The 26,215-nt window shown below is 64.4% G+C and carries 22 protein-coding genes; 10 read left to right on the top strand and 12 right to left on the bottom strand.

Annotated features, from left to right (window positions below; genetic code table 11):
* Positions 1-4: 4 nt before the first annotated feature.
* The 5 genes from Q6D67_RS00350 to Q6D67_RS00370 form a co-directional block, all read right to left on the bottom strand.
* Positions 5-1,306, bottom strand: coding sequence for an FAD-binding oxidoreductase (locus tag Q6D67_RS00350; RefSeq protein WP_304703507.1), 1,302 nt, complete (start codon positions 1,304-1,306; stop codon positions 5-7).
* Positions 1,307-1,318: 12 nt separating this feature from the next.
* Positions 1,319-2,083 (bottom strand): AraC family transcriptional regulator, encoded by a 765-nt coding sequence (locus tag Q6D67_RS00355; RefSeq protein WP_304703509.1) that lies wholly within the window; start codon positions 2,081-2,083, stop codon positions 1,319-1,321.
* 131 nt (positions 2,084-2,214) lie between these two features.
* The gene (locus Q6D67_RS00360; RefSeq protein WP_304703510.1) at positions 2,215-3,411 is read right to left on the bottom strand and encodes an aminomethyltransferase family protein; all 1,197 of its coding nucleotides are present in this window, start codon (positions 3,409-3,411) and stop codon (positions 2,215-2,217) included.
* 3 nt (positions 3,412-3,414) lie between these two features.
* Positions 3,415-5,034 carry an NAD(P)/FAD-dependent oxidoreductase gene (locus tag Q6D67_RS00365; RefSeq protein WP_304703511.1) on the bottom strand — a complete coding sequence of 540 codons (1,620 nt, stop codon included), beginning with the start codon at positions 5,032-5,034 and terminating at the stop codon, positions 3,415-3,417.
* Positions 5,031-6,575, bottom strand: a complete 1,545-nt coding sequence (locus Q6D67_RS00370; RefSeq protein ID WP_304703513.1) for an NAD(P)/FAD-dependent oxidoreductase — start codon at positions 6,573-6,575, stop codon at positions 5,031-5,033. The genes Q6D67_RS00365 and Q6D67_RS00370 overlap by 4 nt, the downstream gene beginning before the upstream one ends.
* A 142-nt stretch (positions 6,576-6,717) precedes the next feature.
* On the opposite strand from Q6D67_RS00370, the gene Q6D67_RS00375 reads away from it, so the two are divergent.
* The 6 genes from Q6D67_RS00375 (at position 6,718) to Q6D67_RS00400 (ending at position 14,280) form a co-directional block, all read left to right on the top strand.
* The gene (locus Q6D67_RS00375; RefSeq protein WP_304703514.1) at positions 6,718-7,488 is read left to right on the top strand and encodes a class I SAM-dependent methyltransferase; all 771 of its coding nucleotides are present in this window, start codon (positions 6,718-6,720) and stop codon (positions 7,486-7,488) included.
* A 98-nt stretch (positions 7,489-7,586) separates the two neighbouring features.
* Positions 7,587-8,075 (top strand): formate dehydrogenase subunit gamma, encoded by a 489-nt coding sequence (locus tag Q6D67_RS00380; RefSeq protein ID WP_304703516.1) that lies wholly within the window; start codon positions 7,587-7,589, stop codon positions 8,073-8,075.
* 1 nt (position 8,076) lies between these two features.
* Positions 8,077-9,642: an NADH-quinone oxidoreductase subunit NuoF gene (locus tag Q6D67_RS00385; RefSeq protein ID WP_304703518.1), complete on the top strand. Its 1,566-nt coding sequence runs from the start codon at positions 8,077-8,079 to the stop codon at positions 9,640-9,642.
* Positions 9,642-12,542: a formate dehydrogenase subunit alpha gene (fdhF, locus tag Q6D67_RS00390; RefSeq protein ID WP_304703520.1), complete on the top strand. Its 2,901-nt coding sequence runs from the start codon at positions 9,642-9,644 to the stop codon at positions 12,540-12,542. The genes Q6D67_RS00385 and fdhF overlap by 1 nt, the downstream gene beginning before the upstream one ends.
* The gene (gene fdhD, locus Q6D67_RS00395; protein WP_304703521.1) at positions 12,523-13,347 is read left to right on the top strand and encodes a formate dehydrogenase accessory sulfurtransferase FdhD; all 825 of its coding nucleotides are present in this window, start codon (positions 12,523-12,525) and stop codon (positions 13,345-13,347) included. The genes fdhF and fdhD overlap by 20 nt, the downstream gene beginning before the upstream one ends.
* 18 nt (positions 13,348-13,365) lie before the next feature.
* Positions 13,366-14,280 (top strand): hydrogen peroxide-inducible genes activator, encoded by a 915-nt coding sequence (locus tag Q6D67_RS00400; RefSeq protein WP_304703522.1) that lies wholly within the window; start codon positions 13,366-13,368, stop codon positions 14,278-14,280.
* A 54-nt stretch (positions 14,281-14,334) separates the two neighbouring features.
* On the opposite strand, the gene Q6D67_RS00405 is transcribed toward Q6D67_RS00400, so the two are convergent.
* Positions 14,335-14,703: a hypothetical protein gene (locus Q6D67_RS00405; RefSeq protein WP_304703524.1), complete on the bottom strand. Its 369-nt coding sequence runs from the start codon at positions 14,701-14,703 to the stop codon at positions 14,335-14,337.
* A 73-nt stretch (positions 14,704-14,776) separates the two neighbouring features.
* A complete protein-coding gene (locus Q6D67_RS00410; RefSeq protein WP_304703525.1) occupies positions 14,777-15,832 on the bottom strand; it encodes an SPOR domain-containing protein in 1,056 nt (351 codons plus the stop codon).
* A gap of 140 nt (positions 15,833-15,972) precedes the next feature.
* Between Q6D67_RS00410 and uvrD the strand changes: the two genes are divergently transcribed.
* Together uvrD and Q6D67_RS00420 are read left to right on the top strand one after the other, a co-directional pair.
* Positions 15,973-18,123, top strand: coding sequence for a DNA helicase II (uvrD, locus tag Q6D67_RS00415; protein WP_304703527.1), 2,151 nt, complete (start codon positions 15,973-15,975; stop codon positions 18,121-18,123).
* Between the two features lie 150 nt (positions 18,124-18,273).
* The gene (locus tag Q6D67_RS00420) at positions 18,274-19,440 is read left to right on the top strand and encodes a TRAP transporter substrate-binding protein (RefSeq protein WP_304703529.1); all 1,167 of its coding nucleotides are present in this window, start codon (positions 18,274-18,276) and stop codon (positions 19,438-19,440) included.
* A 13-nt stretch (positions 19,441-19,453) separates the two neighbouring features.
* On the opposite strand, the gene Q6D67_RS00425 is transcribed toward Q6D67_RS00420, so the two are convergent.
* The 3 genes from Q6D67_RS00425 to Q6D67_RS00435 are packed head-to-tail and all read right to left on the bottom strand — an operon-like array spanning position 19,454 to position 21,729.
* Positions 19,454-19,846 carry an acyl-CoA thioesterase gene (locus Q6D67_RS00425; protein ID WP_304703531.1) on the bottom strand — a complete coding sequence of 131 codons (393 nt, stop codon included), beginning with the start codon at positions 19,844-19,846 and terminating at the stop codon, positions 19,454-19,456.
* A 9-nt stretch (positions 19,847-19,855) separates the two neighbouring features.
* On the bottom strand, positions 19,856-21,217 hold the full coding sequence (locus Q6D67_RS00430; RefSeq protein ID WP_304703533.1) for a TRAP transporter large permease subunit: 1,362 nt from the start codon (positions 21,215-21,217) through the stop codon (positions 19,856-19,858).
* The gene (locus tag Q6D67_RS00435; protein WP_304703534.1) at positions 21,217-21,729 is read right to left on the bottom strand and encodes a TRAP transporter small permease subunit; all 513 of its coding nucleotides are present in this window, start codon (positions 21,727-21,729) and stop codon (positions 21,217-21,219) included. Before Q6D67_RS00435 ends, Q6D67_RS00430 begins: the two co-directional genes overlap by 1 nt.
* A gap of 114 nt (positions 21,730-21,843) precedes the next feature.
* Here Q6D67_RS00435 and yaaA point away from each other — a divergent pair, with 114 nt between their 5' ends.
* Together yaaA and Q6D67_RS00445 are read left to right on the top strand one after the other, a co-directional pair.
* Positions 21,844-22,623 carry a peroxide stress protein YaaA gene (gene yaaA / locus Q6D67_RS00440; RefSeq protein ID WP_304703536.1) on the top strand — a complete coding sequence of 260 codons (780 nt, stop codon included), beginning with the start codon at positions 21,844-21,846 and terminating at the stop codon, positions 22,621-22,623.
* Positions 22,624-22,665: 42 nt separating this feature from the next.
* Positions 22,666-24,132, top strand: coding sequence for an NAD(P)/FAD-dependent oxidoreductase (locus tag Q6D67_RS00445; RefSeq protein ID WP_304703538.1), 1,467 nt, complete (start codon positions 22,666-22,668; stop codon positions 24,130-24,132).
* Between the two features lie 17 nt (positions 24,133-24,149).
* Here the strand turns inward: Q6D67_RS00445 and Q6D67_RS00450 are convergent, their stop codons facing one another.
* Both Q6D67_RS00450 and ubiA read right to left on the bottom strand, forming a co-directional pair.
* A complete protein-coding gene (locus Q6D67_RS00450; protein ID WP_304703539.1) occupies positions 24,150-25,316 on the bottom strand; it encodes a GNAT family N-acetyltransferase in 1,167 nt (388 codons plus the stop codon).
* Between the two features lie 7 nt (positions 25,317-25,323).
* The gene (ubiA, locus tag Q6D67_RS00455) at positions 25,324-26,193 is read right to left on the bottom strand and encodes a 4-hydroxybenzoate octaprenyltransferase (RefSeq protein ID WP_304703798.1); all 870 of its coding nucleotides are present in this window, start codon (positions 26,191-26,193) and stop codon (positions 25,324-25,326) included.
* Positions 26,194-26,215 lie beyond the last annotated feature (22 nt).

Consider the following 26,215-nt stretch of genomic DNA (forward strand, 5'->3'; position numbering starts at 1 on the left):
GGCACTAGAGCGTGTCGCGCAACTTGAACCAGGCCATGCCGAGCGCCAGCCCCGGGCGCCGCAGAAGCTTGCCGCCGGGAAAGGAATGGTGCGGGATGCGCGCGAACACATCGAAATCCGTCGGCGAGCCGTCGATCATGGCAGCGGTGATGCGCGCCATCACATGGGTCGGTGCCACGCCGTGGCCCGAGTAGGCCTGGATATAGACGATGTTGCCGTCCAGGCGCCCGAGCTGTGGCATACGGTTGAGACCAATGCCGATCTGGCCGCTCCAGCCGTAGTCGATACCAACATCCGCCAGCGCCGGGAATACCCGCAGCATCTTGCGCCGCAGGGTGCCGACGAGGTCCCGCGGCTCCAGCCCGGTGTAGTTCGACAGGCCGCCGAAGAGCATGCGTTTGTCGGCAGAGAGACGGAAATAGTCCAGCGCTGTGCGCGGATCGCAGACAGCCACATCCCCCGGGATGAGTGACTGCGCGAGCTTGGCAGGCAGTGGTTCCGTGGCAATTACGGAGCTGTTCGAGGGCAGGACACGGCTCGCCAGGCGGGGAATAACCTTGCCCAGGTAGGCGTTGCCGCAGAGTACCACCGTGTTGGCCCGGACGCTTCCCTGCGCCGTTACCACGCGGGGCCGCGCCCCGGGTATTATTTCGGTTACCCGCGACTGCTCGAATATGCGCGTGCCCAGGGACTCTGCAGCCCTGGCTTCACCGAGGCAAAGGTTGAGCGGATGCAAGTGGCCGTTGGCGTGGTTGAGGAGGCCGCCGAGATAGACGTCGGCATTGACGTAGGCTCGCAGTTCCTCCCGGTCCAGGAGCCAATATTCATGTGGATTGCCGACGGCTGCCTGGTGGTCCCGCCACTCGGCGAACTGCCGCAGATGCCGCGGCTTGAGAGCCACATCGCAGTAGCCCCATTTGAGGTCGCAGTCGATGCCATAGCGCTCGGCCCGCTCGCGGATGATATCTGGCCCCTCGATACCCAGTTCATGGATGCGCCGGGCCCCATCGCTGCCGATGTGGCGTTGGAAACGCTCCGGGTCGTGACCGATGCCGCCAATGATCTGGCCCCCGTTTCGCCCCGAAGCGCCCCAGCCGAGGCGATTCGCCTCCAGCAGCACGACTTCGCGCCCGCGCTCGGCTAGCTCCAGTGCCGTGTTGATGCCCGTGAAGCCAGCACCGACAACGACCACGTCGGCCTCAACGTCGTTTGCAAGGGGAGCGTAATCGGTCTGCTGGTTGGCGGTAGCCGCGTAATAGGAACTCGTGTGTTCGGCGGTATCCAACGGTGGTCGCAGTCCAAACATGCCAAAACTCCGTTAGCCGTCGCGCAGGGATTCACGGCGGAACTGCGCCGGCGTCTTGCCCGTAGCGCGCTTGAAGGCTGCGTAAAACGTAGATACCGAGTTGAAACCTACGTCCAGGGCGACGTCGAGGATGCCTGGACAATCCGTCGGTACCAACAGAATCTCTACGGCGTCACGGACGCGGTAGTGGTTGACGAAATCGAAGAAGCCCACGCCATGTCCCTCGTTGATCGCTTGCGACAGGTGATTGATGGAACAGCCGAGGTTGGTCGCCAGTTCTGGCAGGGACAGAAGGGAGTTGAGGTAGGCGCGCTCCTCCTCCATGGCTTCGCGCAGCCGACCCAGCAGCGCTTCCCGCGCCGCTGGGCTCAGGCCCGACTTGGCGTAGCGCTCGCTCCTGGCGGCGGCACCTCGCTCGCGCGTGAGCAGGAGCTGGTCCCGGTAGTAATCCTCAATACGCGTGGCACTGTCCCCGTCCAGGGTAATGAACTCGGCACCCATCCAGCCACTGGCCTCGAGGCCGTCGCCCGTGGGGCAGGCCAGATACTGGAAGGCAATCGTTTCCCGACCTTCGAGCACTTCGCCTACAAGGATGTAGCGGCTGGTGTCGCGGCTGAAGTACTCTTCCAGATGTGTGATCAAGTCGCGGCGGGCGAGCTGTCGCAGCTCGCCCATGTCGTGGTAGGTGCCCCCGACCGCGAGATGGCCGGCGACACGAGTTGGGTCCTGTGCGTTCCAGGCCTCGATGTAGCTTTTGACGAACTCTGTGGACATCATTCGGGTCTTCCTCCGCGCGAGTCTTTGGCTCAACCCGGAGAATACACAAGCCGGCTGCTGGCGGGTAGGCCCCGAAACATACGGCAAACAACACCGCACAGGGTGCGGGCATGAGGTGACTGGCCCTGCGCTCACCGGTCGGGTGCGGGAGTCTGACGGGTGCGCGCAGGTGCCCAGAAAGGCTTGTCACGTACTGTGCAGCGCGCGACCTTGCGGTAGGGGCGCAACTCCTTCGGGTAGTAGATCTCGGCGAAGATGTCGCCAGCAAGGTACTTTGTCCTGACCATGGCGAGGGCGATATTGGCCTTGGCAGCCGGTGACCACATGGCCGACGTTACATAGCCGATTTCCCCTTTGCAGCGCCGGTCGGCATAGAGGATTGCGTCGTTGGCCGGCTTGTTGCCCTCGATATCGAGCTTCACGAGCGTGTACTTCGGCCCCTTGTCCCGCTCGCGGAGCAGAGCGCTGCGACCATTGAAATGGGGTTTGCGGAAATCCACAAGCCAGCCGAGATTGAGTTCGAAGGGCGTCTGGTCGAGTTGGAAATTCACCGTCTTCAGCGCCTCGTTGAACTCCATGGCCGGCATGATGAAGCCCGCCTCGAGACGGGCCATGTTGGTGGCCGCCTCGCCGTAGGGATGAATGCCGTGGTGCTCGCCCGCGCTGTAGAGCGCGTCCCAGAGGTCCAGGGCCAGCGAGCGGTCGATCCAGAGTTCATAGCCGAGATCCCCGCTGAATCCGGTTCGGGAAACCATCAGCGTGTCACCGCGAAAATCGAAGTGCAGGATCCCGAAGGGCTTGAGCTGCTCGATAGCCGCAAGCCCCATGGCCTTGAGTACCGCGCAGGCGGTAGGTCCCTGCAGGGACAGACCGGCGCGCTCCTCACTGATATCCCGCACCGTCAGCTCAGTAAAACCGAGGGCGCTCTGGCGCAGCCAGGCCAGGCAGGGGCTGCCACAGGTCAGCATGTAGTGATCGTCGCCGAGTCGAAAAATGGTGCCGTCGTCGATCATGCGCCCTTCGTCCGTGCACCAGCAGCAGTAGGTCACCCGGTCTAATTTCAGCTTCGCCACGTCCCGGGTCACCATCCGGTTGAGCATGGCGAGGGCGTCGGCACCGCGGATCTCGTACTTCTGCATCGGGCAGATGTCGTAGGTGCCGCAGGTATTGCGTATGCAAAAGTACTCGTACTGGGCGTCGTAATAGTAATCGGCGAACTTGTAGCTGTTCCAGCTGGACCAGGCATCGCGCAGGTTCATGGGCGCCTGCCTGGCATGAAAGGGAGAGAGTTTGAGCCGTTCGCCGGCGAAAGGGTCTGTGTGTTCCATGGCCTACTCGTCGTAGCAGTCGTCGTCGGGGACTACATTGGGCTTTTTCAGGTCGCGGAGGATTTCCCGCGCCGCGTTGGCTCCGCAGGCCGCGGACACGCCGCCGCCGGGGTGCGTCGAGGAACCGCACATATAGAAGTTGCGCAGGGGCATGCGGTACTGCCCATAGCCAGGGAAGGGACGGTTGAAGAGCAGCTGGTCGATGGTGAGCTCTCCCTGGAAGATGTTGCCCTGGGTGAGCCCGATCTCGGCCTCGATCTCGTGCGGCGTACGCACCTCCATGTGCACGATCAGGTCCTTGAAGCCGGGGCTGTAGCGCTCCAGCTTGTTGATCACCGTCTGGCCGAAGGCATCGCGTTTTTCCGGGGTCCAGGGACCGTCGGCCAGCTCGGGCGGGCAATACTGGACGAAGTTTGACATCCAGTGTTTGCCGGCCGGTGCCACGGTCGGGTCCCAGGCGCTCGGTATTATCGATTCGATGAACGGGTCCTCGGACCAGGTGCCGCGTTTCCAGGCGTCGTAGGCGCGCTCCATGGTTTCCAGGGAGCCCGCGAAAGTCTGGCCACCACGGTTGATATAGCGGTTGTCGGGTAGCCCCTTGAAGCGCGGCAGGCCCGAGAGCGCGATGTTGACCTTGCCGGAGGAGCCGCGGATCTTGAAGTTCCGCGCCCGCTCGAGGATGCGCGGCGGCAATTCCTCTGGCTGCAGCAGCCTGGTGAAGGTGCGCTTGGCATCAAGGTTGGACACAACGATATTGGCGTGCAGCTCATCGCCGTTCTCCAGCGCCACGCCCACGGTGGTGCCGTTGCGCACGAGGATGCGCTCCACCCCGGCGCAGGTGCGGATCTCGCCGCCCGCTTCCCGCAGCGCGTTGGCAATGGCATGGGAAATGGCACCCATGCCGCCGCGTGCCAGACCCCAGGCGCCAACGCTGCCGTCGACGTCGCCCATCACATGGTGCAGCAGGATGTAGGCGGAGCCCGGGGACTGTACGCCCAGCGCCGTGCCGATAATGCCGGGGCTCGCCATCGCCGCCTTGATCAGATCGTTTTCGAAGTAGTCCTCAAGGAAATCCGCCGCGCTCATGGTGAAGAAGCGCATGTACTCATAGAGTTCGCGCTCCCCGAGCGCCCAGAACTCTTTCGCCAGGAACAGTATTTCGCGGATATCTCGCGGCTTGAAAGACGCCGGATCTGGCGGCGTGCGCATCAAGGTCTTGCGAATCAGCTGCGCGTAGCGGCCGAGGTCAGCCTGGAAGCGAGACATGGCGTCGGCGTCGTGCGGCGAGTGGCGCTGCAGCTCCAGGTAGTGCGCCCCTTCATCCGGATAATCGATGAGGGTGTTGCCGTCGTCACCGAAGGCCACCGTACCCAGGTAGGGCACGAGCAGCAGACCGTGGCGGGAAAGATCGAGATCGCGGTGCAGGGACTGGCGCATCATGCTGCAGACGTAAGAGCAGCTCGAGTAATGCCAGCCCTCGTGCAGTTCCCGCGTGACCGCAGCGCCGCCGATATAGTCGTTTTTTTCCAGCACGACCACGTCGAGCCCGGCCCGGGCGAGATAGGCCGCATTGGTAAGGCCGTTGTGCCCCGCGCCGATAACGATTGCGTCGTAGCGCTTCACGACAGGATCACCCGCGCCGCATTGTGGCCGGGAGCGCCCGACAGCCCGCCGCCGGGGTGACTGCCCGCGCCACAGAGGAACAGGCCGGGGATGGGCGTTGCGTACTGGGCGGCCTCGTAGGTCGGGCGCATCATGAGCAGCTGGTCAATGGCGAACTCGGTATGGTGCCAGTGGCCGCCGGTCACGCCGTGCAGTGTTTCCAGGTCCGCGGGCGTCAGCAGCTCCGCATGCAACACGAGTTTCCGCAGCCCCGGTGCGTAGCGCTCCAGTTCGTCCAGGAGGCGCGAGGTCAGCGCCTCCCGGGCGTCGGCGGTCCAGCCCCCCTTGAGCCTGGCGGGCACATACATCACATGGGCAGAGAGCAGATGCTGACCCGGAGGCGCCAGCGCAGGTTCCCGCAGGCTTGGGATCACGATTTCCATGACCGGATCACTGGAGCACTGCCCATACTTGGCATCGTCGAAGGCGAACTCGATGGCGTCGAGATCCGGCGCGATGATCATCCTGCCGTCCGCCTGTTCGAGCCCGCGGAACCGGGGTTCTTCCGCGAGGGCGAGGTGCAGCTTGGCGACATAGCCCTCGCAGCGGAGTCGGCGGATGCGGTTGCTGAACCCAATCTCCAGGTGTCTGGTGCCAACCAGCTCGAGGAATGTACGCTGGGGATCCGCGGAGGAGACCACGCGGTCCGCGGCGATACGCTCGCCGCTGGCGAGTTCGACGCCGGTGGCACGTAACCCGGACTCATCGCCTTCGACCAGGATTTGCTTCACCGCCGCACCCAGACGCAGCTGGGCGCCCGCACCCGTCGCCGCGGCAACCAGCGCGTCGATCAGTCCCCGGATGCCCGCCTGCGGCACGACGTGCTGGCCGCCGTGTTCGCCGCAAAGACGGTAGAGCAGCATCAGCACGCTCTGGTTTGGCGAACGGGGTGCGAGTCGGCCGCCGATGATGCCGTCCCAGCTGAGTGCGGCCTTGAGGCGATCGTTGGCGAAGTTCTCGTCCAAGAGATCGCGCATGGGCAAGGTCGCCACGCGGAAGAACTCGAGCATGTCCTCCCGGCCGAGGCGCCGCAGGCGCAGCCCCAGCTGGGCGAAGGTGAGCAGCTCTTGCGCACTGTTGCCACCGATGCCCGGCATCCGTTTCATCCAGAACGGGGCGAGGGCGTCCCGGAAAGTCTCCAGCTCTGCCCGGTAGCGCCGATACCTGTCCGCGTCTTCGGCATCGACGCCGCTGACGCCCTCGGCGGTTATGGCAACGTGGTTTCCTTCCGGGTCCAGCCCGATGGTCGACAGCGGCTTGCCACTGTCGGCATAACCGTGTTTGGCAAGCTCCAGCTCTTTGGCTATCTGCGGCGAAAACTGGTAAACCGTATGCGCAGCGGCGACGTGGAACCCCGGGTGGAACTCCCGGGTGCTGGCGAGACCGCCGGCTGCGTCGGCGGCCTCGACAAGCAATACGCGTTGACCGTGCCGGGCCAGGTAGGCGGCACAGATCAGGCCGTTATGGCCAGCGCCAACGATGATGGTGTCGTAGCGGTCCAAGCCACACTCCCGCGCTGATGTCAGAGTGTGAAAGCCTAGGAGCGCGCTTCGGGTGCGGCAACCGCGCCTATACGCCGGGACTTGTCTCACAGGGACGGCGCCAACAGGGAAAAACATTCGCCGCTGTGCTTTACTGGCAAGCATGAGTCACCGCGATGAATACGATACGGCCATGCTCGCGGCCATGAACCTGATCTGGGGCGAGGGTTTCATGGCGCCGGGCGGAGTGGGGCACGTGGAGAAGCTCGTAGCGGGTCTGGCTCTCGCGGACCAGCGGCTGCTCGATATTGGCTGTGGCCAGGGCATGCCGGCGTGCCTGCTCGCGGAGCGCCATGGCGCCAGGGTCGTCGGCACAGATCTCGAGCATCACCTCGTGCGCCGCTCCCGGTCCCGGGCCGAGCGCCTGGGTGTCGCCGATCGTGCCACTTTCCTCACGGTGCAGCCGGGGCCGCTCTGCTTTGCCGACGGGAGCTTCGACGTGGTGATCAGTACCGGAGCGTTTACCCAGGTAGAGGACAAGCTCGGCATGTTCCGCGAATGCTACCGGGTCCTGCGGCCCGGCGGGAAGCTGCGCTGTTATGACTGGATGCGCAGCGGGGATGGCTACAGTGATGCGATGCGCCGGTGGTTGAAACTGGAGGGCCTTACCTACGCCATGGAAACCGCCGCCGGCCAGGCGGCGCTGCTGACTGAGGCGGGCTTTGGTGACGTACAGGTGATGGATGCCTCTGCCTGGTATCGCGCCGCTGTGCGCCGCGAATACGAGGCGCTCACCGGGCCGCTGCGGCAACCGCTGACGGCGCTGTTGGGTGCGGATCAGGCAGTGCATTTCATCGACAACTGGCGCGCCAGCTGTGACGTCTGTGAACGCGGCGAGATGCGCCAGGTTTACATGCGCGCGTGCCGTCCCTAGGATTGCAGCGCGTCGAGCCCGAAAAGCTTGCGCTTGCCCTCGGGGGCCAGCGCCGCTTCAAATACCAGGCAACATCCCGGGGGCAAAAGGAGTAATAGGTGGAAAACGCTGCATATATAGCCGAAAGGGTTCGCAACATCGCCGACGGCCAGAGGGACCTTCCCGGTGCCCTGCTGCCAATTCTGCACGCAGTACAGGACGCTCTCGGCTTTATCCCCGAGGCCGCAATACCGATTATCGCCGAGGTGCTGAACCTCTCCCGCGCCGAGGTACACGGTGTGGTCAGCTTCTACCACCACTTCCGCCGCCAGCTGCCGGGGCAGCACATTGTGCAGATCTGCCGCGCCGAGTCCTGCCAGGCGGTTGGAGCCCGGGCGCTGGAAGCCGAAGCCAGGGCGCAGCTCGGCATTGACTACCACCAGACCACGGCCGACCGCTGCATCACCCTGGAGCCGGTGTATTGCCTGGGCAACTGCGCCTGTTCCCCGGCGGTACGGGTCAATGACGAGATTCACGGCCTGATGGATGCCGCGAAATTATCCGCCCTGTTGGCTGCCCTGCGCAGCCAGGTTGTGGAGGTACGCTGACGTGAGCGCGATCACGCTCTATATACCCGGCGATACCACCGCCGCCTCCCTGGGGGCCGACCGGGTGGCGCAGCGGCTGGCGAGTGAGTGCCGAGATCGCGGCCTCGAAGTGGCCATCGTCCGCAACGGCTCCCGCGGCGCCTTCTGGCTGGAGCCCCTGCTGGAAATCGACGCCGGGGGGAAGCGCATTGCCTATGGCCCGGTACAGCTTGAGGACATCCCGCAGCTGCTGGACGACGGCATGCTGGCGGGTAGCACCCGGCCCCCGCAGTGTCTCGGCCCGGTCGAGGATATCCCCTTCCTGAAACAGCAGCAGCGCCTGACCTTCGCCCGCCAGGGTCTGGTGGACCCACTGTCGGTGGCCAGCTACCGCGCCCACGGTGGCCTCGCCGGGCTAGGGCACGCCCTGGGCATGACGCCCCAGGCCATCGTCGACGAAATCACCGAATCCGGGCTGCGGGGGAGAGGCGGTGCCGCCTTTCCTACCGGGATCAAGTGGCAGACGGTACTGAACACGGACGCCGCGCAGAAATACATCGTGTGCAATGCGGACGAGGGGGATTCCGGTACCTATTCTGACCGCATGCTGATGGAGGGCGACCCCATGAGCCTGCTGGAGGGCATGATCATCGCCGGCCTGGCGGTGGGCGCCACCCGGGGCTATATCTACCTGCGGGAAGAATATCCCCGGGCCGGTCGCATGCTGCAACAGGCCATGAATGCCCTGCGCGAGGCTGGCTACCTGGGAGAGCGCATAGGCGGTTCCGGCCACCGTTTTGAGCTGGAGCTGCGGATCGGCGCCGGGGCCTATATCTGCGGCGAGGAAACCGCGCTGCTGGAGAGCCTGGAAGGCCGCCGCGGCATGGTCCGCGTGAAGCCGCCCCTGCCGGCGATCCAGGGCCTGTTTGGCCAGCCCACGGTGGTCAACAACGTGATCTCACTGGCCACGGTCCCCGTCATTCTCGAGCGCGGCGGGGCCTTCTACCGGGATTTCGGTATGGGCCGCTCCCGGGGTACGCTGCCCTTCCAGCTGGCGGGGAACATAGCCCGCGGCGGTTTGGTGGAACTGGCCTTCGGCGCCACCCTGCGCGAACTGCTGTATGACTTCGGCGGTGGTAGCCGCAGTGGGCGGCCGCTGCGGGCGGTGCAGGTGGGGGGCCCGCTGGGCGCCTATTTGCCGGAAGCGCAGTGGGATACGCCGCTGGACTATGAGGCCTTCGCCGCCATGGGAGCGATGCTCGGCCACGGCGGTATCGTCGCCTTTGACGACAGCGTGGACCTGCGCGAGCAGGCGCGCTTCGCCATGGAGTTTTGCGCCGAGGAGTCCTGTGGCAAGTGTACTCCCTGCCGTATCGGCAGTATTCGCGGTGTCGAGGTAATCGACCAGCTGGCAGCAGACCCGGAGGGGAACCTGGCGCTGCTGGAGGAGCTTTGCGAAACCATGACCGACGGCTCCCTCTGTGCCATGGGGGGCATGACGCCCTACCCGGTACTGAGCGCCGTCCGGCATTTCCCGGAAGATTTTACTGCTGAGAGGGAGTCAGACGATTCCCGGGAGTCGGTCTGATGCTGCACATTTACGAACCGGAACGGGATTACGGTACCCCCGCGCCCCTGCCCGAGTACAACGAGGGCTACGCTGCGCTGGCAACCGTGGAGCTGACCATCGACGGGCGCGCGGTCGCGGTTCCGCAGGGCACCTCGGTCCTGCGCGCGGCCGCGCTGGCGGGGATCAACATCCCCAAGCTCTGTGCCACCGATGCCCTGGATGCCTTCGGTTCCTGCCGCCTGTGCCTGGTGGAGATCGACGGTCGCAAGGGCTACCCGGCCTCCTGTACCACGCAGGTGGAGGCGGGCATGGCTGTCACCACCCAGAACGGCAAACTGGCACGCCTGCGGCGCAATGTGATGGAGCTATACATCTCTGATCATCCTCTCGACTGCCTGACCTGTGCCGCCAATGGCAACTGCGAACTGCAGGACATGGCGGGCGCCGTCGGTTTGCGCGAGGTCCGCTATCCCGAAGGCGGGGAAAGCCACCTGCAGGCAGAGAAGGATCACTCCAACCCCTATTTCACTTTTGACCCGGCGAAGTGCATCGTCTGTTCCCGCTGTGTGCGCGCCTGTGAGGAGGTGCAGGGCACCTTCGCCCTGACCATCGCCGGCCGCGGTTTTGACTCCCGGGTGGCGGCGGGGGTGGAGCAGTCCTTCATGGACTCGGACTGCGTGTCCTGTGGCGCGTGCGTGCAGCACTGTCCCACCGCGACCCTGATGGAAAACAGCATTATCGAGCGGGGTCAGCCCGAGCATGCGGTGGTAACCACCTGCGCCTATTGCGGTGTCGGCTGTGGCTTCAGGGCGGAGATGCAGGGCGAGCAGGTGGTCAACATGCTGCCCTGGAAGGACGGCGGTGCCAATCGCGGCCACGCCTGCGTGAAGGGGCGTTTCGCCTTCGGTTACGCCACCCACCCGGACCGCGTCACCGCGCCGATGATCCGCGACGCCATCGACCAGCCCTGGCAGGTGGTGTCCTGGGAGGAGGCGATCACCTTTGCCGCCAGGCGCCTGCGCGAGGTTCAGCAGCAGCACGGGCGCAACAGCATCGGCGGCATTACCTCGTCGCGCTGCACCAACGAAGAGACCTACCTGGTGCAGAAGATGGTGCGCGCGGCCTTCGGCAACAACAATGTCGACACATGTGCCCGAGTCTGTCACTCGCCCACCGGCTATGGTCTCAAGAGGACCCTCGGCGAATCCGCCGGTACCCAGAATTTTGATTCCGTGGACCGGGCCGATGTGGTGATGGTGATCGGCGCCAACCCCACGGATGGCCATCCGGTGTTCGCCTCCCGCCTCAAGCGGCGTCTGCGCGACGGCGCCCGGTTGATCGTGGTCGACCCCCGCCGCATCGACCTGGTGGAGTCACCCCACGTTCGCGCCGACTACCATTTGCCGCTGCGCCCGGGCACCAACGTGGCGTTTATCAATGCCATGGCCCATGTCATCGTCAGCGAAGGTCTGGAGGACCGGGAGTTCATCGAGCAGCGCTGTGACCCGGTAGCGTTCGGGGACTGGCTGGAGTTCATCCGCGACTCCCGGCATGCCCCCGAACAGATAGCTGCGGTAACCGGCATTGACGCCGATGCCCTGCGGGCCGCGGCGCGGCTGTATGCCAGCGGCGGCAATGGCGCCATCTACTACGGCCTCGGGGTCACCGAGCACAGCCAGGGGTCGACCATGGTCATGGGGATCGCCAACCTGGCGATGCTCACCGGCAATATCGGGCGCGAAGGGGTGGGCGTGAATCCTCTGCGCGGACAGAACAATGTGCAGGGATCCTGTGATATGGGCTCCTTCCCCCATGAACTCCCCGGTTACCAGCCGATAGGCGATGACGCCGTGCGCAGCCGTTTCGAGCGCAACTGGCAGGTGGAACTGGATCCGGTGCCCGGTTTCCGCATCCCCAATATGTTCGATGAGGCGCTGGCGGGCAATTTCCGCGCGCTGTACTGCCAGGGTGAAGACATCGCCCAGTCTGACCCGAACACCAAACACGTCGAGGCGGCGCTGCGCAATCTCAACTGTCTGATCGTGCAGGACATCTTCCTCAACGAAACTGCCAAGTTCGCCCATGTGTTCCTGCCGGGCGCCTCCTTCCTCGAGAAAGACGGCACCTTTACCAATGCCGAGCGCCGCATCTCCCGGGTGCGCCGGGTAATGACGCCTTTGGCGGGGAAGGCGGACTGGGAGGCGACCATGGCCCTGTCCAATGCCCTCGGCTACCCGATGGATTATCGGCATCCCGCGGAGATCATGGCCGAGATCGCCAGCCTGACACCTTCATTCCAGGGCGTCAGTTACGAGCGGCTGGAACAGGAGGGTTCCATCCAGTGGCCCTGCAATGACGCCGCTCCCGACGGCACCCCGGTGATGCACGTGGACGAATTCGTGCGCGGCAAGGGGCTGTTTGTGGTTACCGAGTACGTACCGACAGAGGAAAAGGTTACCCGCCGTTTTCCGCTGTTGCTCACTACAGGGCGGATACTGTCCCAGTACAACGTCGGCGCCCAGACCCGGCGCACAGCCAACAGCGCCTGGCACCCGGAGGACATTCTGGAAATCCATCCCCACGACGCCGAGGATCGGGGTATTGCCGAGGGTGACCGGGTGAGCATCGCCAGCCGGGTAGGCGAAACCTCGCTCCACGCCAGCCTCAGTGAGCGGGTGCAACCGGGTGTTGTGTATACCACGTTTCACCACCCCATCAGCGGGGCCAATGTTATCACCACGGAGAACTCGGACTGGGCCACCAACTGCCCGGAGTACAAGGTAACGGCGGTGCAGGTGCGCAGGGCCACCGGGCCATCCGCCTGGCAGCGGCAGCACAGTGAGTTTGACCGGGAGCAACAGCGCCTCGCCAGTGGGGAGCCGATGGAGGCCGATCAGGATGCAGCCGGAACAGCCTGAGGCGCCGGTGAGGGGTGGCGGAGAGCTGCCATCTAGCCCGATCCACACCTGGCGGGCGGGGGAGTTGTCCGCCAGCCGGGACACACTGGCCGACGAGACCCCGGTGGCGCTGGTCTACAACTGTGTTTCGCACGCGGTGATGATGACCTCGGCGTTGGATCTGGAGGACTTTGCCCTGGGTTTCAGCCTCGGCGAGGGCATTGTCGACCAGCCCGGGCAGATTTATGACATCGAGGTACGGCATTGCGAGCAGGGCATTGAGCTGCAGATTGCGCTGGCCTCCGACCGCCTTGCCGCCCTCAAGGATCGGCGCCGGTTTCTTGCGGGCCAGTCGGGATGCGGTCTGTGCGGCGTTGAGTCGCTGGACTATTTTGCCGCGCCGCTGCCGACGGTGACGGCCGGGGTCCGGATCAGCCACCGCGCAATCCAGCGCGCCCTGGCGGCACTACCCGGCCTTCAGCGGCTGGGCGGCCTCACCGGCGGCATGCATGCGGCGGCCTGGTGTGACCCGGCCGGGGAAATCCTGCTGCTGCGCGAAGATGTCGGCCGCCACAATGCCCTGGACAAGCTGGTGGGCGCCCTGGCCACAAGTGGGCCGCGCCCGGCGGGATTCGCCCTGGTCTCCAGCCGCGCCAGCTATGAACTGGTACAGAAGGCCGCGAGGGCCGATATGGCGGTGCTGGTCGCCGTGTCCGCGGCCACGTCACGAGCTGTGGCTATGGCGCGGCAGTGCGGCATGACCCTGGTCGGCTTCGCCCGTCCGGGCAGGCAGGTGGTGTATGCGGGAGCCGAACGCCTCGACTGAATTGCGGTAGAATGGGCCATGATCTCACTGAAACAACTCACTTACGCCCTCGCGGTTGCGGATACCCGCCACTTCAAGAAGGCGGCGGAGCAGTGCTCCATCTCCCAGTCCGCCCTGAGCACCGCCATTTCCGAGCTGGAAGCCCAGCTCGGGACCCAGCTATTTGAGCGCGACAACAAGAAAGTGCTGGTAACGCCCGCGGGCGCGAAGATCCTGGAGCGGGCAACGGCGATACAAGTGGAGCTGGAGGACATCTATCGCCTCGCCCAGACCAGCAAGGAACCCCTGAGCTATCCCCTGAGCATGGGCGTCATTCCCACCATCGGGCCCTATCTGTTGCCCAAGGTGTTGCCTGCGGTGCGGCGCGACTACCCGGATTTTCGCCTCAGCATTGTCGAGGAACAGTCCCATGTGCTGGTGGAAAAGGTGCGCAAGGGTGAACTGGACTCCGCGGTGCTGGCGCTGCCCTACAGTCACGAGGGCCTGTTGGCGTTCCCCTTCTGGGAGGAAGACCTGTATCTGGTAACCCACCGGGACAGTCCGCTGGGCAAGCGGACCCGGGTGAAGGCCGGTGACCTGCGCGAGTTGAGCCTGATGCTGCTCAAGGACGGCCACTGCCTCAAGGACCACGCCCTGGCGGTGTGCCATCTGCAGTCTTCCAGCCTCGATGAGACCCTGGAGGGCGCCAGCCTCTACACCCTGATCCAGATGGTGGCAGGGCATATGGGCTCTACGCTGGTTCCTGAGATGGCGCTGGATCAGCTGCTGTCCGGCAGCTCCGAACTCAATGCCCTGCACCTGGATGAACCCGGTCCACACCGGACCATTGCCTTTATCGTGCGCCCCAATTTTGGCGGGGTGGGCAATATCGAGGTGCTGAAGGGGTTGTTCAAGACAGCGCTGGCTACCCACGTTGCGAAGGCAGCGCGGTAGCCACGCAGGGAATCAGGCTGGAGTGACGCCGGGGGTCAAGCCCGGCGCGCGGGATCAGCTGGGATTGGCGGCCCGGAACTCGCGGATTTCGGTATTGAACTGGCCTGCAACGGTCTCCTCGGTGGAGACGGCTTCGTTGTAGGCGTCTATGGATTTCTCATAAGCCGCTTGCAGAGCCTTCGGGTCTTCCGCCTCGCCCCCCTCGATTTCATTCTTTGCCGCAGTGAACTCGCCCTCCAGGCAGCCCATGTACTCGAGATTTTCAGTCTGGAAGGTCTTGACTGCCTGCTGGCCGGCAATCATCTCGTCCATGGTGGCGGCGGCGCCGTCGGGCAGGCTGGGGGTCTCTGGCTGGACACACTCCGCCATGGCCATGGAACTGCCCAGAGCCATTGCTGCAATCAGGGTATTTACAACTTTCATGATCGTACTCCTTAAGTAGTGGGACAAACCTTAGCAGTACCGGAGAGCGCTGCCAAGCTGGGGTGATTGCTGCTTATTCCCGGCCTACCCATAGTTTGGACAGTCCGTAATCCTGTTCCAGTTTCCTGGCGACCGTTTGCGCCTGGCTATCGGATGCCAGGCCGATAACCCGAACGCGATAAAAAGTGCTGCCGTCTTGCTGGGTATCGGTAACAGTCACCTGCCCCGAGCCTGGCTTCAGGCGCGCCGACCACTGCTCGGCCACGCTGCGGTCGCTGTAGCTGCCAAAATTGACGAACCAGTCGCCGCTGCTGGCAGGTGCCGGAGCGGGCTCGGCCGGCGCCGGTTGTGCTGCAGGCTGTTGTGGCTTTGCAGCTGCCGGTGCCGGAGCGGCGCGCGCGGCGGCATCGCGTTGGGCGACGAGTTGCTGCTCCAGCCCTGCCAGGGTGTCGCTGAGCTGGCGGTTTTCATCCCGCAGCTCGGTCAGGGCCGTGCGCAACTCGCGATTGTCCTCCTGCAGGCTGCCCAGGCTGGCCCGGGTATTGCTGATTGCTTCCGGATTCGCAGCCAGCGCCAGCTGTGCCTGCAACTCGCGAATTTCCTGTTCCATGGCCGAGCGCTGCTTCATGACCCCGTAGCCCCCCGCGGCCAACAGCACCAGCGCCAGCGCGGCCACCGCGATCAGCCCGATGGGCCAGGTGTCGGTGAAACGTGCGGGCTCTGTCGGCCGGTACTCGTCCTCGCGCAGCTCTTCATCATCATCCCAGGAATCGGCGTCGTCGTAGTCATCCGCTTCCTCATCGGAAGATGCCGCATTTTCCTGTGGTCGATAGGCCGGTGGCGCGGTTCTGACCGGGCTCACCGGCGGCAGGACAACCGGCGCGGGATCAACAACCTCGTCGGTGTCCCCGCCCCCGTCATCCTCGTCTTCATCTTCATCTTCATCTTCATCTTCATCCAGCGGGTCGCGTACGCTGGTTTCATCATAGCGGCGGAATTCGGCCTCTTCTTCGTCGCTGTCGTGGCTGAAGCTCGGCAGATCCTCTTCGCCGGAATCGTCCTCCAGCCAGGGGTTCCAGTTCTCCGCGGAGTTGTCCTGGTCCTGATCGTCGCGCTTGTCGTTGCTCATCCTTTGACTCCGGTTCGCCCCTGTGGCTATCGCGAATCTTAACAGAGGGCTGCGGCCAATGCTCTGCGACGATACCAATAGGACAACAGGAGAGCGGAATTGCTCACTCGCCCGCGCCGGAATTTGGGTAGAATGTGGCAATGGATGTTTCCGATATTCTCTCTCCCCTGAACGATGCCCAGCGCGAGGCCGTCGCCGATGACAGCCCCAACCTGCTGGTGCTCGCCGGTGCCGGCAGCGGCAAGACCCGGGTGCTGGTGCACCGCATTGCCTGGCTGGTCCGGGCCCAGGACGTGTCGCCCTGGGCCATACTCGCGGTCACCTTCACCAACAAGGCGGCCAAGGAGATGCGCTCGCGCATCGAGGAGATGCTGCATATCCCCACCCACGGCATGTGGGTGGGGACCTTTCACGGCCTCGCCCATCGTCTGCTGAAGGCGCATTGGAAAGAGGCGAAGTTGCCGCAGAATTTCCAGATCCTGGACAGCGACGACCAGTTGCGGCTGGTCAAGCGCGTGTGCCGGGAGCTGGAACTGGACGAGTCCCGCTGGCCGCCGCGGCAGGCGCAGTGGTACATCAATGCGCAGAAGGACGAAGGCCTGCGCGCGGCGCATATCAATCCGCCCCCGGGGGACCTGTTCGCGCAGACCATGCTGCAGGTCTACCGGGCCTACGAGGCAGCCTGCGAACGCGGCGGACTGGTGGACTTCGCCGAGCTGCTGCTGCGCGCCCATGAGTTGTGGCTGCACAGCCCGGCGGTGCTGAAGCACTACCGCGACCGCTTCCGCCAGATTCTGGTGGACGAGTTCCAGGACACCAACACCATCCAGTACGCCTGGCTCCGGGTGCTGGCGGGTGACCGCATCCCGGTGGTGGCGGTGGGCGACGACGACCAGTCCATCTACGGCTGGCGCGGGGCCAAGATCGAGAACATCCAGCGCTTTGGCGAGGATTTCAGCGGCACCCGCACCGTGCGTCTGGAGCAGAATTACCGTTCCACCCAGACTATCCTGCAGGCTGCCAACGGAGTCATCGCGTATAACTTCGGCCGCCTGGGCAAGGAGCTGTGGACGGAGGGTGAGTCCGGTGAACCCATCGCCGTCTATGCCGGCTTCAATGAGCAGGACGAGGCCCGCTTTATCGTCGAGCAGGCGGAGGCCTGGATCAACGAGGGCAATGAACGCGCCTCGGTGGCCATCCTCTACCGCTCCAACGCCCAGTCCCGGGTGCTGGAGGAGGCGCTGATCCGCAGCGGCATTCCCTATCGCATCTACGGCGGCCAGCGCTTCTACGAGCGCCTGGAAATCCGCAATGCCCTGGCCTATATGCGATTACTTACTAACCGGGGAGACGACGCTGCCATTGAGCGTGTCATCAATACACCACCGCGGGGTATCGGTAGCAAGACCCTCGAGACCCTGCGCGAGCTGGCCCGGGAACGCGGCATACCCCTGTGGGCTGCGATCAATGCCGCGCGCGAGGAGAAGCGGTTGCCGGCCCGCGCCCTGAGCGCGCTGGAGGGTTTCCAGGTCCTGATCAACGAACTCGACTCCGGCACCGATGAGCTCGCCCTGGAAGAGCTGGTTGAGCACGTGCTGGAGGGCTCCGGCCTGGTGGACTTCCACCGCAACGAGAAAGGAGAGAAGGGTCAGGCCCGGGTGGAGAACCTGGAGGAACTGGTCAGCGCCGCCAAGCAGTTCAGCCCTGAGGGAGAGGAATTGTCGCCGCTGCAGCAGTTTCTCGACAATGCCGCCCTGGATGCGGGCGACACCCAGGCCGAGGACTTTGAGGACAGCGTACAGCTGATGACCCTGCACTCGGCCAAGGGCCTGGAATTCCCGCTGGTATTCCTCGCCGGAATGGAGGAAAACCTGTTCCCCCACCGCATGTCCCTGGAGGAGCCGGGCCGGCTGGAGGAGGAGCGGCGCCTGGCCTACGTCGGCATCACCCGTGCCATGCAGCGGCTGGTCATCACCTACGCCGAGTCCCGCCGGATCCACGGCAGCGAGAGCTACAACACCCCGTCGCGCTTTATCCGCGAGATTCCCGCGGAGCTGCTGCGGGAAGTGCGCTTGCATACCGCAATCAGCCGCCCGGTGAGCAGTCTGTCCCAGGCCGCGGTGCCGGATACCGGCATTGCCCTGGGCCAGCGGGTCTACCACCAGGTCTTCGGCGAGGGCGTGGTGCTCAACTTTGAAGGCCGTGGCAACAATGCGCGGGTGGAGGTCAACTTCGACTTCGAGGGCAGCAAGTGGCTGGTGCTGCAGTATGCGAAGTTGCAGCTGCTGTAGTCGGGCGGCATCCCGCTGGGCGGCATCCCGCTGGGCGGCATCCCGCTGGGCGGCCCCGCGCCGGGTAGCGCCGCTGGCCAACCCTACCCCCCCGGGGTAGACTGCTGCCACTTGCAATAAATTGATTTTCCACCGCCAAGCAGAATAATCATGGCCGCATCCCCCTTCGAACGTCGCTACACCCCCGCTATCATCCTGCTTTTGCTGGCCGCTTTGGTGCTGGTCATCGCCCTCTGGGCCAGCGAACGGAGCGGGGGCATAGGCGCCCTGGCGGGGCGCGACGGAGTGCAGGCTGGCAGCGGCAACCAGGCCCGCTACACCTGGAAGATCGTCACCACCTGGCCCAAGAACCTGCCGGGGCTGGGCTCCGGGCCGGAGAACTTTGCCCGCATGGTGGGCGAGATGAGCAACGGCCGCCTGACGGCGCGGGTCTACGGCGCGGGCGAGATGGTCCCGGCCTTCGAGGTATTCGATGCGGTGCGCCAGGGTGTGGCGGACGCCGGCCACGGGGCCTCCTACTACTGGAAAGGCAAGATTCCTTCCTCGGTATTCTTTACCGCCATCCCCTTCGGCATGACCGCCCAGGAGATCAACGCCTGGCTGCATTACGGCGGCGGCCTGGAACTGTGGCGTGAGGCCTATGCCCCCTCCAATATCATCCCCTTTGCCGGGGGTAATTCCGGGGTGCAGATGGCGGGCTGGTTCCGCAAGGAAATCAACTCCCTGGCGGACATCCAGGGTCTGAAGATGCGCATCCCCGGGCTTGCCGGTGAGGTATTCACCGCCGCCGGAGGGAGCTCGGTGCGTATTTCCGGGGGCGAGCTGTATACCTCGCTGCAGACCGGGGTGATCGACGCCGCCGAGTGGGTGGGGCCCTACAACGACCTGGCCCTGGGCCTGTACGAGGTAGCCAAGTACTACTACTATCCGGGCTGGCACGAACCCGGCGCCATGCTCGAGTTGATCATCAACAAGGACTCCTACGAGGCCCTGCCACCGGACCTGCAGGCCATCGTCACCACAGCGGCCCGCGCCGCCAACCAGGACATGCTCGACGAGTTCACCGCGCGCAACAACGCGGCCCTGCAGCAGCTGGTGGAGAATCACGGGGTACAGTTGCGGCGGCTGCCGGATGATGTGTTGCAGGCCTTTCACCGGGCTGGCGAGCAGGCCATGAAGGACCTGGTGGCGGCGGATCCCATGGCGGCGAAGGTCTACGCCTCATTCATTGAATTCTACGAGGGGGTGCGGGCCTACCACCATATTTCCGAGCAGTCCTATATCAATGCCCGGGACGAGGTGCTGGACCGGGACTAGTACCTTGAGGGTACTAGCCGCTGATAGCGCGGGTCCTGCCCTTCTCGTCGATCGCGACGAACACGAATTCCCCTTCAGTGACTTTTATCGGGTCGCCGTCGTGCTTGGAGTTGATCCAAACCTCTACCACGATGCGCACCGAGCTGCGGCCGACTTCCAGCACATCGCAATAGCAGGTCACAACGGCGCCGACGTGCACCGGCGTGAGGAAGGCCATGCCCTCGATCGCCACGGTGGCGACACGGCCCCCCGCCACGTCGGTTGCGGTCACTGATCCTGCCATATCCATCTGCGAGACCAGCCAGCCACCGTAGATGTCGCCACTGGCGTTGGTGTCGCGGGGCATGGCAACGACCTGCAGCGCGAGGTCGCCTTGGGGCATGGGAGCGGAGTCGATGTCGTTCATGGGATGCCATTACCTCACAGCAGCGGGTAGCCAGGTTGCCAGGGCGGGCCATATCCAGAGGGCCGCCAACACCAGCAACTGGATGATTATAAAGGGAATCACCCCCCGGTAGATAGCGCTGGTACGCAGCTCGGGTGGCGCTACCCCACGCAGGTAGAACAGGGCGAAACCAAAGGGCGGGGTGAGAAAGGAGGTCTGCAGATTGATCGCGATCATGATCCCCAGCCAGATCGGGTCCAGACCCATCATCAGCAATACCGGGCCGACGATTGGCACCACCACAAAGGTGATCTCGATAAAGTCGAGAATGAACCCGAGCAGGAAGATCACCAGCATCACCACCATCGTGGCGCCGAGAACACCGCCGGGCATCTGTTCGAACCAGTGGTGGATCAGGTCCTCGCCACCGAAGCCGCGGAACACCAGGGAAAATACCGCGGCACCGATCAGGATCATGAACACCATGCAGGTCACCTTCATGGTGTCGATCAGCGCCTCCCGCAGCCGCGCCAGGGGCATCTCTCGCTTGGCCAGGGCCAGCAGCAAGGCGCCCACCGCGCCGACCCCGGCGGCCTCGGTGGGGGTAGCGGCACCGGCGAGGATGGAGCCCAATACCACGGCGATCAGGAGCAGTGGCGGCACCAGGCTGCCCATCAGCTCGGGCAGGGCCACCGGCTCGGTTTCGACATTGGGTGCCAGATGCGGCCGGACGCGGGCAATTCCGAGCACATAGGCAAGGTACAGCAGTACCAGCAACAGCCCCGGGATCAATGCGCCCACAAACAGGTCGCCGACCGAAACCGTCTTCGGGTTGAAAATCCCCATGCTCAGCTGCGCCTGCTGGTAGGCGTTGGAGAGCACATCACCCAGCAGCACCAGGGCGATTGAAGGCGGGATGATCTGCCCCAGGGTTCCGGTGGCGCAGATGGTGCCCGCCGCCAGGGATGGGCTGTAGCCACCCTTGAGCATGCTCGGCAGGGATAGCAGGCCCATGGTCACTACCGTGGCGCCGACAATGCCGGTGCTCGCCGCCAACAGCATCCCCACCAGAATAACCGCGATGCCCAGGCCACCGCGGAGGGCGCCAAAACTGCGGGACATGGTGCCCAGAAGCTGTTCGGCAATCCGGGACTTCTCCAGGATTACCCCCATCATGATGAACAGCGGCACCGCGACCAGGGTGTCGTTGTTGATGGTGCCGAATATCCGCGCCGGCAGCGCCGCCAGGAAAGCCGGGTCGAAATGCCCGGCGATAACACCCACCGCGGCAAAAGCCAGCGCCGTGCCGGCCAGGGTGAAGGCCACCGGGTAGCCCAGCATCAGCAACAGGCAGATGGCGGCGAACAGGTACAGGGCGATGTAGCCGTCCATCAATCCTGGCCCCCGACCAGGATGGCCGCATTGCGCAGGGTTTCCGCCAGGGCCTGCAGGAACAGGTTCAAGGCCAATAGCGGCAGCAGGCTCTTCAGCAGGAATACTGCTGGCACGCCGCCGGCCTCGGCGGAGCTTTCGCGGATGATCCAGGATGCTGCCACGTAGTCCCAGCTGGAGACCAGAATAACTCCGCACAGTGGCATCAGGAATACGATGCCGCCGACGGCGTTGATCCAGGCCTGGCCGCGGGGCGAGAACTTCCGGTAGAAAATATCCACCCGCACGTGGCCGTCGTGTTGCAGCGTATAGGCTGCGCCCAGCATGAATACGCAGCCGTGCAGGTAAATAATGGCTTCCTGGGCCATGATGGAGCCGGTATCGAAACCGTAGCGCAGCACTACCACCGCGGTAGTCAGCAGCGCCATCGCCAGCAGCAGCCAGGCCAGGAGCCTGCCGCAGACATCGGTAAAGCGGTCTATGGTGCGTACGGTGAGCGGTAGCAGGGCCATCAGTTATTGGTCTTTTTGATCAAACCGGTGCAGGGTATCATAGGGCCTGTAGTCAGGCGCAAGCTGCGGCAGCCTTCGCGGCGGCCTGATGATGCCCACGATGGACACAATCCCATGCTTACACTGATCTCGCCGGCGAAGACGCTCGATTTCGACACGCCTCCCACCACCCGCAAAAGCACCCAACCCCGCTTCCTTGAGCAGTCCACGGCGCTGGTGGAAGATGCACGTAAACTGGACCCGGCCGCCATCCGCGAACTCATGGGTGTCAGCGAGGCCATCGCCGACCTCAACTATCGCCGTTTCCACAACTGGGCCACGCCCTTCAGCCTGGACAACGCCAAGCAGGCGGTCCTCGCCTTTCGCGGTGATGTCTATAGCGGCCTGGATGCGAACAGCCTGGACAAGGCAGAGCTGGATTTTGCCCAGCGCCATCTGCGAATTCTCTCCGGCCTGTATGGCCTGCTGCGGCCGCTGGACCTGATGCAGCCCTACCGTCTGGAAATGGGGCTCAAGTTCGCCAACCGCGGTGGCAGCAATCTGTACCAGTTCTGGGGCGCGGAGATCACCCGAGCCATCAATACCCAACTGGGCAAGAGCGGCAGCCGGGTTCTGGTCAATCTCGCCTCCATCGAGTACTTCAAGGCTGTGCAGCCCCGCGCGCTGGACGCCGCTATCATCACGCCGCAGTTCCGGGATCTGAAAAACGGCAAGTACAAGGTCATCAGCTTCTACGCCAAGAAGGCCCGGGGTCAGATGGCGCGCTTCATTATCCAGAACCAGCTCAACGACGCCGAGGGCCTGCAGCACTTCAGCGTCGACGGCTACCGTTACAATCGCCGGGAATCCGGCCCCCTGGAGCCGGTGTTTACCCGCAAGGCACCCGCTGCCTGAAGCGCGGTCCGCTGTCTCCAACAACGATAACAAGGACATTGCATGAACGACGACATTCCGACTCACCAGGTCATCATTATCGGCGCGGGCATGTCCGGCCTGTGCATGGGTATTCGCCTGCAGGCCATGGGCATCAACGATTTTGTCATTCTGGAGAAGTCTGCCGGCGTCGGCGGCACCTGGTACGACAATACCTATCCGGGTGCCTGTTGCGATGTTCCCTCGGTGCTCTACAGCTACTCCTTCGAGCCCAACCCGAACTGGTCCCGCAAGTATTCCCCGCACGACGAAATCCGCGCCTACTTCGAGCATTGCGCCGACAAGTACGGTTTGCGCGAGCGCCTGCGTCTGTCGACCGCGGTGCGCTCGGCGCGCTTTGACGAGAGCGCCGGGGAGTGGGAGGTGACGCTGGAATCCGGCGAACAGCTGCGCGCCAGGGCTGTGGTCAGCGGCCTCGGCCAGCTCAATATGCCCAACACACCGGCGTTTGCCGGCGCTGATTCCTTTCGCGGCGAGTCTTTCCACTCCGCGCGCTGGCGCCACGATATCGATCTCACCGGCAAGCGGGTGGCGGTGATCGGCAACGCCGCCAGCGCCCTGCAGTTCATTCCCCACGTCGCCGCGCAGGCGGCACAGCTGTATGTGTACCAGCGCAGCGCGAACTATGTGGTCAAGCGTAACGACAGCGACTACACCGAAGCCGAGAGAAGCCGTTTCGCGCGCTGGCCCTGGCTACAGAAGCTGCATCGGGCCGGGGTCTACCTCCGCGGGGAGCTGCTGTTCTACCCGGTGCTGCGCAACAGTCGGCTGCTGCGGCCGCTGTGGGAAAAGTGGGCCCGGGAACACCTGGAGGAGCATATCCGGGACCCGGAGCTGCGCCGCAAGCTGACCCCGGACTATCCGGTGGGCTGCAAACGCATCCTGGTGGCGGACGACTATTACCAGGCTTTCGCCCGCGACAATGTGGAACTGGTGACCGCACCGATCAGCGCCATCGACGGGGAGGGCGTGGTTGCGGAGGACGGTCAGGCGCGGCCGGTCGATGTGATTATCTATGGCACCGGGTTCAACGCCTCGGCGCTGCTGTCAGGGGTAGACTTCACCGGCGCCGGCGGGCGCCGCCTGGAGCAGGCCTGGGCCGACGGCGCCGAGGCCTATCGCGGCGTTTGCGTTGCCGGCTTTCCGAATCTGTTCATGCTCTACGGGCCCAACACCAACCTGGGCAGCAATTCCATCATTTTCATGGTCGAGCGGCAGGTGAATTACGTTGCCGCCTGCATCGACAAGCTGCTGGCGCACGAGCTGCGCTCGCTGGCGGTGAACCCGGCGGTCATGCGCGCCTACAACGACCACCTGCAGGGTGACCTGGCGGGAACCGTATGGGTGGCCAATTGCGATAGCTGGTACAAGAATGCCGCCGGCAAGGTGGTCAACAACTGGCCCCGGTCGACGCTGTATTACTGGTGGCACATGCGCGCGCCGGATTTCGCCGACTTCGATATGCACTGACGGCGGCGCGCCGGTGCTCAGCTGTCCTGGCGGAAGGGCAGCAGGGTGGCGGCCTCCTGCCGGTAGGCCTCGATGTGCGGCCGCTCGCGGCGGGTAAAATCGGCGACCGCCGCCGCCAGCTGCGGGTCGGCAATCCAGTGATTGGAGAAGGTCTGCACCGGTCGGAAGCCGCGCTGGATCTTGTGTTCGCCCTGGGCGCCCGGGTCAAATCGTTGCAGGCCCTCGCGGATGCAGTATTCGATACCCTGGTAGTAGCAGGCCTCGAAGTGCAGACAGTCGAAATCCTCGATACAGCCCCAGTAGCGCCCGAACAGGGTACTGTCGGAGCGAAAGTAGAGGGCGGCGGCCACAGGCCGTCCCGCATGCTCTGCGACCACCATGATGACCTGCTCCCCCAGTGACGGTGCAGTCTGCAGGAAGAAGTCGCGGGTCAGGTAGCCACCGTGGCCACTGCGCCTGGCGTAGGTCAGCTGGTAAAAATGGTGAAACTGCTGCCAGTGTGCCCGGGTGATCTCGGCGCCCTGCAGGAGCTGCAGCTGCAGACCCTGTTGGCTGACCCGCTCCCGCTCCCGGCGCAGGTTCTTGCGCTTGCGACTGGCGAAGGTACCGAGGAAGTCCTCAAAACTGGCGTAGCCCTCATTGAACCAGTGGAACTGGGTCGTCATGCGCTGGGGCAGCCCGGCGGCGAGCAGGAGGGCCGAAGTATCCTCGTCGGGAAACAGCAGGTGCCAGGAAGAAATACCCCGGGCGCTCGCGAAACTGCGAATGGCGGCCAGGGCGTAGTCCCACATGGTGCTGCTGTCGAGGCCCGCGGCCACGCACAGGCGCGGCCCGGTGGCGGGGGTGAAGGGGATCGCCGACACCAGTTTGGGGTAATAGCTCAGGCCGCTGCGCTGCCAGGCATCCGCCCAGGACCAGTCGAAAACATATTCGCCGTAGGAGTGGGATTTCAGGTACAGGGGCAGCAGCGCCACCAGCCTCCCGCCCTGGCGCAGCAGCAGATGGCAGGGCTGCCAGCCGGTCGCGGCAGTGGTACAGGCGGTCTGCTCCATGCCCAGCAGGAAGGCGTGGCGCAGGAACGGGTAATCGGTGGCGGCCACCGCATCCCACTCGGAGGCGCTGACCGCAGCGAGGGAGTCGATAAACTCGGCGACGGGCAAGCCCGCGGTATCGGTTGCGGCCATGAGCTTGTCAGTGACCGTTGAAGGCGTAATGCAGGGCAATACCCATGAAGATGACCAGTCCCACCCAGTTGTTGTGGCGGAACGCCCTGAAACAGGCATCCCGGTCCCGGCTGCGTATCAGGTACTGGTGATAACCGAACAGCAGCGCGACTGCAACCAGACTGAGATAATAGATCCCGCCCAGGCCGAAGCGTTGGCCGGCGAGGAACAGGGCCAGCAGGCACAGTAGCTGCATGGCCCCCAGCACCGCTCGGTCGGCGTCGCCGAAGAGTATGGCAGTGGACTTGATGCCCGCCCGGAGGTCGTCATCCCGGTCCACCATCGCATACTGGGTGTCAAAGACCATGGTCCACAGCAGGTTGCCGAGGTACAGCAACCACAGGGCGCTGGGCAGTTCGCCCTGCTGGGCGGCAAAGGCCATGGGTATCGCCCAGGAAAATGCCGCCCCCAGGACCACCTGCGGCCAGTAGGTAAAGCGCTTCATGAACGGGTAGGTGGATGCCAGCAGGAGGCCACCCACGGACAACACGATGGTCAGGGTATTGGTCAGCAGTACCAGGCCAAAGGCCGCCAGGCACAGCAGCAGGAACAGGATGCGGGCCTGGGTGACGGTGACTTCGCCCGTCACCAACGGACGGGTGCGGGTGCGCTCAACGCTGCCGTCCCAGTGCCGGTCTGCCAGGTCGTTGACGATGCAGCCGGCGGAGCGCATCAGGAAAGTCCCGAACACAAAAATCAGCAGCAGCTTTGTATCCGGTACACCCCCCGCGGCTATCCACAGGGCCCACAGGGTCGGCCACAGCAGCAGCAGGGTGCCGATTGGCTTGTCGATGCGCATGAGTTGCAGCAGGGCGGTGATGGTGACGCGTTGACGCATGATCTGGAGCGGCCGGGGAACA

It is taken from the genome of Haliea sp. E1-2-M8 (assembly GCF_030649675.1).
GTDB lineage: Bacteria > Pseudomonadota > Gammaproteobacteria > Pseudomonadales > Halieaceae > Haliea.